Origin of the sequence: Pseudanabaena sp. FACHB-2040 (assembly GCF_014696715.1) — a bacterium.
Taxonomy (GTDB): domain Bacteria; phylum Cyanobacteriota; class Cyanobacteriia; order Phormidesmidales; family Phormidesmidaceae; genus JACVSF01.
The window spans coordinates 575,018-586,853 of the sequence record NZ_JACJQO010000005.1 but is presented as its reverse complement, the minus strand read 5'-3'; the positions used below and the strand labels follow the sequence as shown (position 1 = coordinate 586,853).

Sequence of the window (11,836 nt, the reverse complement as noted above, 5' to 3'; positions counted from 1 at the left end):
TCATGCGGCGTCTCCAACTCCTACGGTAGCGCCCCGTAACTAGACTACCCAGCCATGTCAAACGATCTGCTTGAGATATCAGCCCAGATAAGCTCTCTACAGTAAACTCCCAGAGATCATTCCCACCAGCAAAACAAAGCCCAGCAGAACGTTTTGCCGAAACACTTGGCCGTAGAGTTTGGCGGGCGGGTTGTACTGATTGAGCCGATAGGTTTGGCGGGCCCAGATTAGCAGTGCGATCGCAAGCCCCACCCAAAACGGCCAGGCCAGCGCCATCACCAGCCCCAACCAGATCAGCATCAGCCAGGTACCTAGGTAGAAAAAGCCCACAGCTTGGGGCGTCTGGTCGCCAAAGAAAATAGCGCTGGAGTTGATGCCAAGCTGCGTATCGTACTGCCGATCGGGAATGGCGTAGACTGTATCGAAGCCCAGAGTCCACAGCACCACTGCTAGCCAGAGAATCCAGGCAGGCAGGGTCAAGTTTCCGGCGACGGCAGCCCAGGGAATCAGAACAGCAAAGCCCCATGCGATCGCAAGCACCAGCTGCGGCACCGCAAATTTTCGCTTCGCTAGCGGGTACAGCACAATCACCGGCACCGCCAGCACACAGAGCACAAAGCTCAAAACATTGAGATAGAGCGACAGGCCGTAGGCACACACCAGCGACACCGCAAACACCACCAGCCCCACCTGCACCGACAACGCCCGTGAGGCCAGCGGTCGGTTGCGGGTGCGCTGCACCCGAGGATCGATGTTGCGGTCCCACAGGTCATTGACTACACAACCGGCGGCACTCGTGGCCAAAGTACCTAGAATAATCACCCCTACCAACTGCCACGGCGGCGTACCCCCAGCAGCCAAAAACACAGACCACAGGGCCGGTACCATCAGAATCAGCCGCCCGGTAGGCTTATCCCACCGCAGCAGCCGAAAAACTAAACGCCAAGTGGGTTCCGGAGACTGGGCCTGGGGAGTTGTCATAGTTGCTCGATGAGGCTGAGTCAAATTTCGATCCGTTGGGATCGCTCTATTTCAGCATAGCGGTCTACCCGACATCCCAGTACTAATCGCATCTGCAAAGGGCTTGATCAGGGATTGCTCCGCTATAGTCATTGCGGGCCGCGAAGCAATCCCTGAGAACGCAATCCCGGATAGACTGAGGGGCTTCTTAAAAGCCTCGGTACTAGCCCCTTTGTCAACGCACCTACTCAGCGTACCTACTCAGCTCGGGCTAGCCTTGGCGGCAGTTCCTCACCCTTGTACTCTCGTGTTGGGCTCGGGAAACCGCAGGCAGTGCCATCTTTGTGGATGACTTGGTCTTCCCAAGGCAGGCGGTAAGAGCCGTCTACCATGTCTTTCATGTAGGTGTAAGGGCAGTCTTGGGCACCGCCTTTAACGGCCACATAGCCCCGGTGGCCAAACTGATAAATATTGTTTTCCACGCTCCAGTGAAGGCGGGCCTCACGCACCAAGTCAGGACGGACTTCGGCAGTAATGATTTCATCCGGGCGGTGGCTGCCCATGACTAGCGGAGTGCCATCGAAGTTGACGATCATCCCTTCGCCCATCGAGTCAAAGGTGCCATCAGAGCCGCACATACAGACCGAAGCGGTCACCATCAGGTTGCAGAAGGCATTGACCTGGTTAGTCACCTGCCAAGAATGGCGAATGGGGGCTGTGTAGCCTGCGGTGCGAATCATGATTTCGGCCCCTTTGTAGGCACATTCGCGGGCCATCTCTGGGAACATGCCGTCGTGGCAAATGATCAGGGCAAGCTTGCTGCCGTTGGGGCCATCGCACACAGGAATGCCTAGGTTGCCCGGTTCCCAAGGCTCTACCGGCACCCAGGGGTGGAGCTTGCGGTAGTAGAGCTTGAGTTCCCCAGAGTTATCGATAATGATGCCGCTGTTGTAAGGGTTGCCGCTAGGGTTGTACTCCATGATGGAGAAGCAGCCCCAAATGTCGTTGTCGATGCAGGCTTTGCGAAACGCTTCTACCTCTGGCCCATCAAGCCGGCACATGATGTCGGGGTTGGTGTCCATCGATAGGCCATGCAGGGAGTATTCAGGAAACACCACCAGATCCATTGTGGGCAGGTTGCGTCGGGCTTTGCCAACCATGTCTACAATGCGTTGGGTTTGGGCTGCCAGGTCGGCTGGGGTGACCACGTTGGGCAGCTGCAGCTGCACCATGCCTAGCACTACGCCGTTGGGAGTTTTGTTAAGTCCGCCGAGTCCGCTCATAGATTTTCCTCAGGTTGAACTGTTACAGGGGTCGTGGAAGCATAGCATTGCGGGAATGGTCTTGCGGCTCTCAGCCTGCGCCGCACTGTCAGCCCCTACCCTCTACAGGATGTGTTTCTAATCTGAGGGTTTGGGGGCCGCAATTCTGTTACCAATTACGCCGATTTGTCGCTGGCTTTGAGGTAGGCTCGCCAGCCGCCGTATTCGGTAATCTCTTTTTGCCCTTCACAGAGAATCGGCTCCCCCAGCACTCCCAGCACTTCTTCGCCATCGGCTAGCGTTACCTTGCCAATGCAGAGCCCAGGCGGCTCTTGCTGCAGCACCTGGATCAGACCGAGTGCAGGGACGGCCCAGACTTCGAGTGCGATCGCAACTCCCCCCTGCCGCACCCGCACCATTGCCGGATGCACATCTCCAATCGACCACAGCCGGTACACCGGAGCCGTCGTCGCCTCGCAAACAAACTCGGCTCCCACCTGCAGCAAGTTTTGATTCAGCTCCAGCCCCCGCATTAGGGTGCCATTGACTGCCAATTTAATGAATTCTGTTTTGGAGTTTAAAGACGCCAAATCCAAACCTGCCAAACTAATGCTTACTGCTTACGTCGCTTTGCAACCAACGCTCGCATTCCTAGATGCAACAGCTACAACCAAACGCTAGCCGAAGACGGAAAACCTTGCAATCTCTTTCAAGAACGTATCACCTATCCCCCCATCCCCTCATCCACCCCTCTACCCGTCGACTCACTCACCCATCCCCCACTCACTCATCTACCCAAAACCGCGCAACCCCAACCCTCTTGTTCGGTATCCCCTCCTTCAGATAAAAGGCCCAGCCACGCACTATAGAGATATCTGTCAAGCCGGAGTAAGAAAACTTATGGGTAAGGTAGTCGGTATCGACTTAGGCACCACCAACTCGGTAGTGGCCGTTATGGAAGGCGGTAAGCCCACCGTCATTGCAAATGCTGAAGGTTTCCGAACCACGCCTTCGGTCGTGGCCTACGCCAAAAACGGTGACCGCCTGGTTGGTCAAATCGCCAAGCGTCAGGCCGTTATGAACACAGAGAACACCTTTTACTCTGTGAAGCGCTTTATCGGCCGTCGTGTGGATGAGGTGAGCAACGAATCTACTGAAGTTGCTTACAAAGTTCTCACAGCGGGCAACAGTGTAAAGCTGGACTGCCCCATTGCAGGGAAGCAGTTTTCCCCCGAAGAAATTTCCGCTCAAGTGCTGCGGAAGCTGGCCGATGACGCCAGCAAATACCTGGGCGAGAAAGTGACCCAGGCTGTCATCACCGTTCCTGCGTACTTCAACGACTCCCAGCGTCAGGCCACCAAAGATGCCGGGAAGATTGCTGGTCTAGAAGTGCTGCGGATCATCAACGAGCCAACTGCAGCTTCTCTGGCCTACGGCCTAGACAAGAAGAGCAACGAAACCATCCTGGTCTTTGACTTGGGCGGCGGTACCTTCGACGTGTCTATTCTGGAAGTAGGCGAGGGCGTATTTGAAGTGCTGGCCACATCAGGTGACACCCACCTAGGCGGCGACGACTTCGATAAGAAGATCGTGGACTACTTAGCCGCGGAGTTTCAGCGCAACGAAGGCATTGAGCTGCGCAAAGACAAGCAGGCCCTACAGCGCCTAACCGAAGCTGCTGAAAAAGCCAAGATCGAACTTTCCAGTGTGACCCAGGCAGAAGTCAACCTGCCCTTCATCACCGCCACCCAAGACGGGCCGAAGCACCTGGAAATGTCTCTGACCCGCGCCAAGTTTGAAGAACTGTGCGCTGATCTGATTGACCGCTGCCGCGTGCCAGTTGAGCAAGCCCTCAAGGATGCGAAGCTGAGCAAGACCGACATTGATGAAGTGGTTCTAGTGGGTGGTTCCACCCGAATTCCGGCGATCAAGTCGCTGGTGCAGCGGGTTTTGGACAAAGAGCCCAACGAAACCGTTAACCCCGATGAAGTGGTTGCTGTTGGCGCAGCTATTCAGGGTGGTGTGCTAGCCGGTGAAGTCAAGGACATTCTGCTGCTGGATGTCACCCCGCTATCTCTGGGTGTAGAAACCCTAGGCGGCGTAATGACCAAGCTGATCACCCGCAACACTACGATTCCTACCAAGAAGTCCGAAGTGTTCTCAACTGCTGTAGATGGTCAGACCAACGTGGAAATCCACGTCCTGCAGGGTGAGCGGGAAATGGCCAACGACAACAAAGACCTGGGTGTTTTCCGTCTAGACGGCATTCCCCCGGCTCCTCGTGGCGTGCCCCAAATCGAAGTCATCTTCGACATCGATGCTAACGGTATCTTGAACGTTACTGCTAAAGACAAGGGCACCGGCAAAGAGCAGTCCATTACCATCTCGGGTGCTTCTACCTTGGATGAGAAGGAAGTTGAGCGTATGGTGCGTGATGCTGAGGCCAACTCTACTGCTGACCGAGAGCGTCGTGAGCGGATTGACCTGAAGAACCAGGCCGACTCTCTAACTTACCAGGCAGAGAAACAGCTCACCGATATGGCTGACAAGGTACCTGCTGCTGACAAGGAAAAGGCAGAAGGGCAGATTAAGGAGCTCAAGGATGCGATCGCAGGCGAAGACTTCGACAAGATCAAGTCCCTGACCACCGAACTGCAGCAAACCCTCTACGCCATCAGCACCAACCTGTATCAACAGGCTGGCAGTGAAGCAGAGGCAGCCGCAGGCGGCCCTGAGCCTAGCGCCAGCGACAGCAGTGGCGGTGACGACGTGATTGACGCTGAGTTTTCCGAACCTGAGAACAAGTAAGTAATCAGGCCATTTAAGAGACCTTAAAACTTAGCGCCTGGACTTGCTCCGGCTAGCAAGAGGCGGATGGATAAATTCCATCCGCTTTTTTTGTTAGCTATACCCAGTTTTTACAGAGGGCCAGAAGGTTGAAGCAAAGGTTGGGACTGATTGCTTCCCTAGAAATGTTCTAATTTCTCCGGCAATTGCTATAAATGCAAAAACAACTGCCACCTTAAACAATCGGCTCGATCTACCATGACCGACTACATTACCGTCAAGACCCTTTTGGAGACTGAGCTGAGGCAGCAAGAGCGGGCCTACCCTCTGATGGGCGAGGCATTTCACAGTTTGATGTTGCTCCACAGAAAGCCCACCGAACGCGTCTGCCTCTGCTTTCACGGCTTTACAGCTGGCCCGTACCAGTTTGAGCCCCTGGGCCGACGTTTTTTCAATGCTGGGTACAACGTTGTAGTTCCACTTCTGCCCGGCCACGGTAGAGCGGGTAACTGGGGCAAAGACAATCCGCCGCCCCTGCCGGAAGACCCCAAGGAGTATCTTCAGTTTGCGGTGCAGTGGCTCAACCTAGCCCAGCGTTTAGGGCACCGGGTAGTTGTCTGCGGTCTTTCTGGGGGTGGCACTCTAGCGGCCTGGTTAGCTTTGGAAAGGGCCACTGCCATTGAGCGGGCAATCTTGTTTGCTCCCTATTTAAGCGGCAGCAGTAAAGTCATCGATCTGTTCGTCCAACACGTCGATACTTTTTTTAGCTGGACCAAGACCGTAGCCCCCTCCTACGCCGGATTTGACATAGCAGCGCTACGGGCCATCCTCGATATTGGTCAGCACTGCCTGAAGCGGGTTCGTCAATCCCCTGTAGCCCCTACCTTTACCATCTCCAGCGAGAGCGACAAGGCCGTTAGCAACCTTGACCACAAACGCTTTTTTGAAGCAGCCCTCAAGCAACAGCCGCTGACCTGGTACAACCGCTTTGACAAAGTGCTCGATATTCCCCACACGATGATGACGGAACAGGAGGGAAACCGCTATCAAAATCTGTTAATTGTCATGACTCAAGCTTTTGTTGAGAGCAAACTGACCTGGATTGAAGTCGAGGAAATTGCCTACTACATGACCAAAGGCCGTACTTTTCGCTCAGTGGTGGCTGATTTAGGGCTAGAGGCCAAAGTCTCTAAAGACATGCCTGCCATGATGACGATGGTCGATAAGTGGGCTATTGTGGTCAGCCGAGAACTCAGTTCCAAAGGCCGCAGGTATTAGCAATATGCATCTCCCCCATCTCCGTGCCCTCGTATCCTCACGTCTCCGTGTCCCCACGTCCCCATAATCGCTACCATAGTGAAACCGCTGATAGCGGCTGGCGTATCAGCTTAGGTTGCCTATGTGTTCTCCCCTAAGGCAGAGACATTAGGTATAAAAAATGCTCTATCGTCCTAGGGGTAGACCGTAGAAAAATACAGGTTTTGCCTGCTCAAAGCGTATAGAAATGCCAGCAGAAGCCTAACGGACGACCCAGCGTTAGGCTTTTAAGTTTTTCTGCTATCGGGCAGCTTCTGGCTTGGGTCTTCCTTGCCTGTCTATGGACGACTTGCTAAAAATGTTTGGGTTGTTGAGCGGGCCTTTTATTCCTCATGGCCACTGCTATCTCTGGAAACCAGAGCTTGTTTCTCTCCACTTGGTTTCCGATGCGCTGATAGCGGCTGCCTATTACTCCATCCCTATTACCCTGCTGTACTTTGTTCGCAAGAGGGAAGATCTGCCCTTTAACCGGATCTTTCTGCTATTTGCGGCCTTTATTGTCTCTTGTGGAACAACCCACCTAGCGGAAATTTGGACCCTCTGGTACCCAACCTACTGGCTATCTGGCTTAATCAAAGCATTGACCGCCTTGATTTCGGTCTTTACCGCGCTGGAGCTGATTCCGCTGGTGCCGCTGGCGTTGGCGCTGCCCAGTCCGGCTCAGTTGGAAGAGGCAAACAAAGCGCTGAGTATTCAAATTCAGGAGCGTCTGCAGGCTGAAGAAAATCTCCGCCAGTCTCAAAACCTGCTAGAGCAGAGGGTGCAGGAGCGCACTGCAGAGCTGGCTCTGACGAACCAACAGCTGCAGCAGGAGGTGCAGGAGCGTCAGCGAACAGAAGCGGCACTGCGATCTAGCGAAGAGGTAGCTAGAGCCAAGGCAGAAGAATTGGAAACCATTATGGAGACGGTGCCGGCAGCGGTCTGGGTGGCCTCTGATCCAGACTGCCAGTCCATGACAGCCAACCGGACAGCCTATGATCTGATGCGGATGCCGCTGGGCTCAATCACAGGCCAATCGCCCCAAAATCGGCAGTTTCAGTTTCCCTTTAAGCTTTATAAAGATGGCCAGGTGATTGCTGCGGAGCATCTGCCCATGCAGCGGGCGGGTAAAACTGGGCAGGCGATTGAGGAGGAGTTTGAGTTTGCTTTTGGGGAGGATGACATACATTCCCTGTATGGCAAAGCGGTACCTCTGCGAGATGAGCAGGGCAATGTGCGGGGTGTGGTGGGGGCCTTTTTAGATGTCACTGCGCGGAAGCAGGCCGAAGCAGCGCTGCGCCAGAGCCAGGAACAGCTAAAAAGAGCCAATGAGCGGTTTCAGCTGGCTGCCCGCGCTGTTAAGTCTCTGATCTACGACTGGGATGTGCCTAACAATTGGGTGGAGCGAACTGAGGGGCTGATACATGTTGTGGGGTTTCCCCTAGAGGAGGCAGAGCCGACTGCGGATTGGTGGCGCGATCGCATGCATCCCGAAGACCTGAAGCGCCTGATTGAACAGGGAGTGTCCCAATTCACTAACGACTACTACACCAATGAGTACCGGGTGCTCAACCGCGACAACCAGTATGTCGATGTCCTTGATCAGGGGCTGATTGCCGAGCGAGATGCTGCTGGCAACCCACTGAGGATTGTGGGCAGCACGATTAATATTAGCGATCGCAAAGCTGCCGAGGCAGCGCTGCGCCGCAGCAAAGAACGCTTTCGAGCGCTGTTTGAAGATGCTCCCGACGCTATTTTTATTGCCAACCATCAGGGCATTTTGATCGACGTCAATACCAATGCCTGTCGCCTGTTGCAGTACGAATCCACCGAACTGATTGGCAAACAATTCGTCGACCTGCTGCCCCAAGAGGAGTTGCCGCTGCTAGAGTCGGTTCAGATTACCCTGGCCAGCGGCGAAACTCACGTTGGCGAATGGCGGCTGATTGATGCTCTGGGCAAGCTGCTGCCCGTAGAAATTAGCGCCAAGATTTTGGCCGATGGTCGTTGGCAGCTATTTGTGCGCGACATTCGCGATCGCAAAGCCGTCGAAGCCCAGATCCAAATCAGCGAGTCTAAGCTCAATAGCTTTGTAGAGGCCAACGTCATCGGCATTCTCTTTGCCGATATCTATGGCGGTATTCGGGGAGCCAACGATGAGCTGCTGAGAATTATTGGCTACTCCCGGCAAGATTTGGAGTCGGGTCTGCTGCGCTGGACTGACATCACCCCACCTGAGTACCTGCCGCAGGAGGCCGAACGCATTGCCGAGGCCCAAGACAAGGGAGCCTGCACCCCCTTTGAAAAGGAATACATTCGCAAGGACGGCAGCCGGGTACCAGTACTGGTGGGGTTTTCTCTAGTAGAGCCGGTGCGCACAGAGGCCGTCACCTTCATCATCGACCTGAGTGAGCGCCAGCGAGCCGAAGCTGAGCGCGATCGTCTGCTGGCGCTAGAAAAAGCGGCCCGAGCCGAAGCTGAGCAAGCCAACCGCATCAAAGACGAATTTTTGGCAGTGCTCTCCCATGAACTGAGGTCGCCTCTCAACCCCATTTTGGGCTGGGCCACCCTGCTGCAGCGTCGCAAGGTCGATGAAAAGACCTTAGAAAAAGCGCTGACCACAATTGAGCGCAACATCAAGCTCCAGCTCCAGCTGATCGACGATCTGCTTGATGTCTCCCGCATTTTGCGCGGCAAGCTCAATCTGAATCTAGAGTCGGTCGATCTCTCGACCGTAATCACCGCTGCCATTGAAACGGTCCGGCTCTCTGCCGAAGCTAAAACCATTGAGGTGCAAACGCAGTTCGCCAGAGGCACCGGTCGAGTTCGAGGAGATGCCGGACGGCTACAGCAGATTATCTGGAACCTTCTCTCCAACGCTGTCAAGTTCACCCCCAATGGCGGCCAGATTACGATTTGGCTAGACCAGGTTGGCAATGAGATTCAGGTGCAGGTGCAGGACACCGGCAAAGGCATTAGCCCCAGCTTCTTGCCCCATGTGTTTGAGTATTTCCGCCAAGAAGATGGCTCTACCACCCGGCGGTTTGGCGGCCTCGGCTTGGGCCTGGCAATTGTTCGCTATTTAGTTGAAATGCACGGCGGCACCGTCAGCGCTGACAGCCCTGGTGAAGGGTTAGGTTCTGTTTTTACCCTGCGGATTCCCTGTGCAGAGCAGCTCGAACCAGTGCTCTCGGCCGAGGATGGTCTGCACCAGCCGTTATGCCCCCTTTCTCTAGAAGGTGTTCGCATTTTAGTGGCCGAAGATGAGGCAGACACCCGCGAATTTATCACTTTCATGCTGCAACAAATGGGTGCTACGGTCACAGCTGTTGCTTCAGCCCCAGCCGCGCTATTGGCGCTAGAGGAGTCGCTGCCTGATATTTTGATTAGCGATATCGGCATGCCGGGCATGGATGGCTACACGCTGGTGCGATCGCTGCGATCGCAACCTCCCGAGCGGGGCGGCACGCTGCCTGCGATCGCGCTCACGGCCTATGCGGGTGAACTCGATCACCGACGGGCTTTCGAGGCCGGTTTCAACATCCACGTGCCCAAGCCGGTTGATTCGGATCGGCTGGTTGAATTAATTCTTAGGCTGGTTGGGTAGGGAGAGGGCAGAGGGCAGAAGTTTTTGTAGGGCCAGTTGTATGACGCTTGGAGATAGTGTTAAAGTCCTCTGCTATTGCCTCTACTCTCTCACTGAGGAACTCCAGGATGCTCCGTTTGATGTTTGCTCTGTGCTTGCTGCTGTGCTTAGTGGGTGGACAGCCAGCTTTGGCCAACGACTATCCGCCGCCGCTTTCCTACAGCAATTCTGAGCTAAAAGGAAAAGACTTCTCTGGTCAGACCCTGCAAGCGGCTGAATTTTCTAATGCCAACTTAGAGCGGGCAAACTTTAGCGATGCCGATGTGCGGGGCGCAATTTTTAGCGGCTCGGTGGCGACTGAAACGAACTTTCAGGGAGCTGACTTTACAACGGGGATGCTAGACGTAGTTACGTTTACCCGCGCTAACCTGAGAGACGCTGTTTTGGCAGACACGATTTTGTTGCGTGCCCGCTTTGAAGAAACTGACATTACTGGGGCCGACTTTTCGGGGGCGCTGCTTGATGGGGCTCAGGTGAGAAAGCTGTGTGCGATCGCAAGCGGCACCAACCCCAAAACTGGCGTTGATACCCGCGATTCTTTGGGCTGCCGATAATTGCCAAAAAGATAGAGACGCGATTAATCGCGTCTCTATAACCTCGTTCAAGAATCTTGGTTCAGCGCTCTAGAACGGCAGTTTCTTTCTGTTGGCCTTATCGCTGTCAAACTCGAGTTCCTTCAGCTTCTTCATAATGCGGCTGAAGTATTCCTGCATGTAGTCTTCCAGGGTTGTAATCTCATTAGGGTCGATTTCAAAGACCTGATAGACCTCCTCCATCGGCGCATCAATGGGCTGGCTGCCTGCAACGACTTCAATAAAGGCCAGCCGGTCAGCAAAATTCCAGCCCCATTGAAAAAATTGGGCAACTCGACGGATCTGCTTTAGCAGGCCCATTGAAATGCGCGAAACCCGAGCAGTCTGCCCCGACTTGCGCTCACACAGGCGAAGAATTTCATAAGCGCCCCAGGCCCGAGGTCCGGCGAGCGGAAAGCTGCGGTTGATCGTAGCGGGTAGCGATAGGGCCTTAACAGCAAATTTAGCAATATCTTGAGTATCCATATAAGCAATCGGGCCGGCTTCGCCCATGACCCAGATTGCCTGCTTTTCCAGGGTAGGAATGGCGTATTGCCCAATCAATCCCTGCAAAAAACCACAGGGCCGCAAAATCGTATACTCCAGCCCCGATTCTGCCAAGTACTTCTCAGTGCAGCGCTTGATTTCCATCAGCGGCACGTGAGGAAACTTCTCAGCATCCAAAATAGAAATAAAGATAAAGCGCTTAATGCCAGCTACTTGAGTGGCCTTAATTAGATTGACTTGCCCCTGCCAATCGACTGCCTCTGCTCGTTCGGTCGGCCTAGCGGTAGCGGCATCAATTACCGCCTCAACCCCTTCTAAGGGTTTTATGAGAGTCTCTGGCTTGACCAGATCGCCCCTAACCAGCTCTACCCCCCACTCCCTCAAAAAAGCGGCCCGCTGGAAGCTCCTGACCAAACAACGCACCTCGTATCCCTCATCTAGGGCGCGGCGTACAATCTGTCTTCCTAATGTGCCGGTAGCACCTACAATCAAAATTTTCATGAGGGATTTGAAACAAAATGTAACCTTACTCTAAGGATATCAGATGTCTCCCATCCGGTTCGACAGGAGACAGATATGCCTGAGGTTACTCCTCACCCCCCTGTAGGCGGAGCAGCACAAAGCCAGCACCCAAGCCCACAAGCACCAGTGTGAAAAGTATGATCGCAGTACTGAGAATTTCGCTAGTCATAGCTGCCTAAAACCTCCTGAAACAGTGCCAACATGCGGGTACCAGGTATAAAACCTGTGTTCCTAGCAGCCTCATTTTAGAACAGTTTGTCTACCCCTCTAACCGCTCTATACCT

General features: G+C 54.4%; 9 protein-coding genes. 4 read left to right on the top strand and 5 right to left on the bottom strand.

The annotated features are described in order from the left end of the window. Positions 1-96 precede the first annotated feature (96 nt). The 3 genes from H6G13_RS06395 to H6G13_RS06385 all read right to left on the bottom strand — a co-directional run bounded on the left by H6G13_RS06395 (position 97) and on the right by H6G13_RS06385 (position 2,755). Positions 97-981 carry a 4-hydroxybenzoate solanesyltransferase gene (locus H6G13_RS06395; protein WP_190482318.1) on the bottom strand — a complete coding sequence of 295 codons (885 nt, stop codon included), beginning with the start codon at positions 979-981 and terminating at the stop codon, positions 97-99. Positions 982-1,217: 236 nt separating this feature from the next. Next, complete coding sequence (locus H6G13_RS06390) at positions 1,218-2,243, bottom strand: formamidase (RefSeq protein WP_190482317.1); 1,026 nt, start codon at positions 2,241-2,243, stop codon at positions 1,218-1,220. Between the two features lie 155 nt (positions 2,244-2,398). Next, the gene (locus H6G13_RS06385) at positions 2,399-2,755 is read right to left on the bottom strand and encodes a glutamyl-tRNA amidotransferase (protein WP_190482908.1); all 357 of its coding nucleotides are present in this window, start codon (positions 2,753-2,755) and stop codon (positions 2,399-2,401) included. 367 nt (positions 2,756-3,122) lie between these two features. On the opposite strand from H6G13_RS06385, the gene dnaK reads away from it, so the two are divergent. From dnaK to H6G13_RS06365, 4 genes are all read left to right on the top strand, one after another. Continuing rightward, positions 3,123-5,030 carry a molecular chaperone DnaK gene (gene dnaK / locus H6G13_RS06380; protein ID WP_190482316.1) on the top strand — a complete coding sequence of 636 codons (1,908 nt, stop codon included), beginning with the start codon at positions 3,123-3,125 and terminating at the stop codon, positions 5,028-5,030. 237 nt (positions 5,031-5,267) lie between these two features. Next, positions 5,268-6,287 carry an alpha/beta fold hydrolase gene (locus H6G13_RS06375; protein ID WP_190482315.1) on the top strand — a complete coding sequence of 340 codons (1,020 nt, stop codon included), beginning with the start codon at positions 5,268-5,270 and terminating at the stop codon, positions 6,285-6,287. Between the two features lie 319 nt (positions 6,288-6,606). Beyond that, positions 6,607-9,912 (top strand): PAS domain S-box protein, encoded by a 3,306-nt coding sequence (locus tag H6G13_RS06370; RefSeq protein ID WP_190482314.1) that lies wholly within the window; start codon positions 6,607-6,609, stop codon positions 9,910-9,912. Positions 9,913-10,019: 107 nt separating this feature from the next. After that, positions 10,020-10,505, top strand: a complete 486-nt coding sequence (locus H6G13_RS06365; RefSeq protein ID WP_190482313.1) for a pentapeptide repeat-containing protein — start codon at positions 10,020-10,022, stop codon at positions 10,503-10,505. A 69-nt stretch (positions 10,506-10,574) separates the two neighbouring features. Here the strand turns inward: H6G13_RS06365 and H6G13_RS06360 are convergent, their stop codons facing one another. Together H6G13_RS06360 and petM are read right to left on the bottom strand one after the other, a co-directional pair. Beyond that, positions 10,575-11,531, bottom strand: coding sequence for an SDR family oxidoreductase (locus H6G13_RS06360; protein ID WP_190482312.1), 957 nt, complete (start codon positions 11,529-11,531; stop codon positions 10,575-10,577). Between the two features lie 85 nt (positions 11,532-11,616). After that, entirely contained in the window at positions 11,617-11,721 is a 105-nt protein-coding gene (gene petM / locus H6G13_RS06355) for a cytochrome b6-f complex subunit PetM (protein WP_190482311.1), read from the bottom strand. Positions 11,722-11,836: the final 115 nt, after the last annotated feature.

Bases quoted from the DNA above. Each gene is read 5' to 3' on its own strand.
- H6G13_RS06360 (WP_190482312.1), bottom strand. From the start codon at position 11,531: ATGAAAATTTTGATTGTAGGTGCTACCGGCACATTAGGAAGACAGATT.
- H6G13_RS06370 (WP_190482314.1), top strand. From the start codon at position 6,607: ATGGACGACTTGCTAAAAATGTTTGGGTTGTTGAGCGGGCCTTTTATT.
- H6G13_RS06395 (WP_190482318.1), bottom strand. From the start codon at position 981: ATGACAACTCCCCAGGCCCAGTCTCCGGAACCCACTTGGCGTTTAGTT.
- H6G13_RS06385 (WP_190482908.1), bottom strand. From the start codon at position 2,755: ATGCGGGGGCTGGAGCTGAATCAAAACTTGCTGCAGGTGGGAGCCGAG.
- H6G13_RS06375 (WP_190482315.1), top strand. From the start codon at position 5,268: ATGACCGACTACATTACCGTCAAGACCCTTTTGGAGACTGAGCTGAGG.
- dnaK (WP_190482316.1), top strand. From the start codon at position 3,123: ATGGGTAAGGTAGTCGGTATCGACTTAGGCACCACCAACTCGGTAGTG.
- petM (WP_190482311.1), bottom strand. From the start codon at position 11,721: ATGACTAGCGAAATTCTCAGTACTGCGATCATACTTTTCACACTGGTG.
- H6G13_RS06365 (WP_190482313.1), top strand. From the start codon at position 10,020: ATGCTCCGTTTGATGTTTGCTCTGTGCTTGCTGCTGTGCTTAGTGGGT.
- H6G13_RS06390 (WP_190482317.1), bottom strand. From the start codon at position 2,243: ATGAGCGGACTCGGCGGACTTAACAAAACTCCCAACGGCGTAGTGCTA.